This is a genomic window from Pseudoalteromonas aurantia, from assembly GCF_005886875.1.
GTDB lineage: Bacteria > Pseudomonadota > Gammaproteobacteria > Enterobacterales > Alteromonadaceae > Pseudoalteromonas > Pseudoalteromonas aurantia_A.
Genome location: NZ_PNBY01000226.1, coordinates 1 through 752, shown reverse-complemented (window position 1 = coordinate 752; position 752 = coordinate 1). Strand labels below are relative to the sequence as shown.

Sequence of the window (752 nt, the reverse complement as noted above, 5' to 3'; positions counted from 1 at the left end):
AGCGGCTTCGTTCAACAAGCGCATTAAGTAGTGGGACTGCTAACAGTTTGCTCGGTTCCGCTTCGCTACACATTTTAGCAAACTATTATCAGCCCCTTATGCGGGCGTTAGCCGCCATGGTATTCAAACGAACAACTCTTAAAAAGGAAGTTTTATGAAAGTACTCTTTCTACTCGCCGTCTTAATCATTTCGGGGTGCACAACTGCACTTTGGGCACCTGAATACAAGCAGGAAATGATAGACGGTTTCTACGTGAAAAGTGATACTGGAGAGTTGTTTGTTACAGCCTCTGACTCTGCTTACCTTTTCGAAATCAATAAAAATTTTGGAGAGGCACTTACTTTATCCAGAAAAATTGAATTTTACCCATCATTTAACGACTTTGAATTAAAGAAAGACAATACGATAGTTGGTAACGTATCGCTAACACTACTAAGCGATGAGCCTAGCTTAGAAATAGAAACTCACCTTTTGTCCCTCGGTTTCAAAAAAGATAAACTGTTAAAAAGGCTTAAGCTTACGGAAAAAGTAGAAGGAAAGCGATTTACAGTAGAGGGTGATTTACCATTAGAGAAGCTTGAAAAAAGTCAGCGCATATCAATTGCACAGCCATCAACCTTTTCTCAAACGGCCGGGAAGATAGTTGCTACCCCTGCAACAATAGTCATTGATTCTGTAGTCGTAGTGCCTGCTGTATTTTTGGGGGCAACAATTATGGCGGCAGGAGGCGGCTAACAAATAAGGATAGGTG

The 752-nt window shown here is 41.2% G+C and carries 1 protein-coding gene; it reads left to right on the top strand.

The window, feature by feature from the left end; genetic code table 11:
* The first annotated feature begins 154 nt into the window (after positions 1 to 154).
* The gene (locus CWC18_RS20770; protein WP_138676052.1) at positions 155 to 736 is read left to right on the top strand and encodes a hypothetical protein; all 582 of its coding nucleotides are present in this window, start codon (positions 155 to 157) and stop codon (positions 734 to 736) included.
* Positions 737 to 752 lie beyond the last annotated feature (16 nt).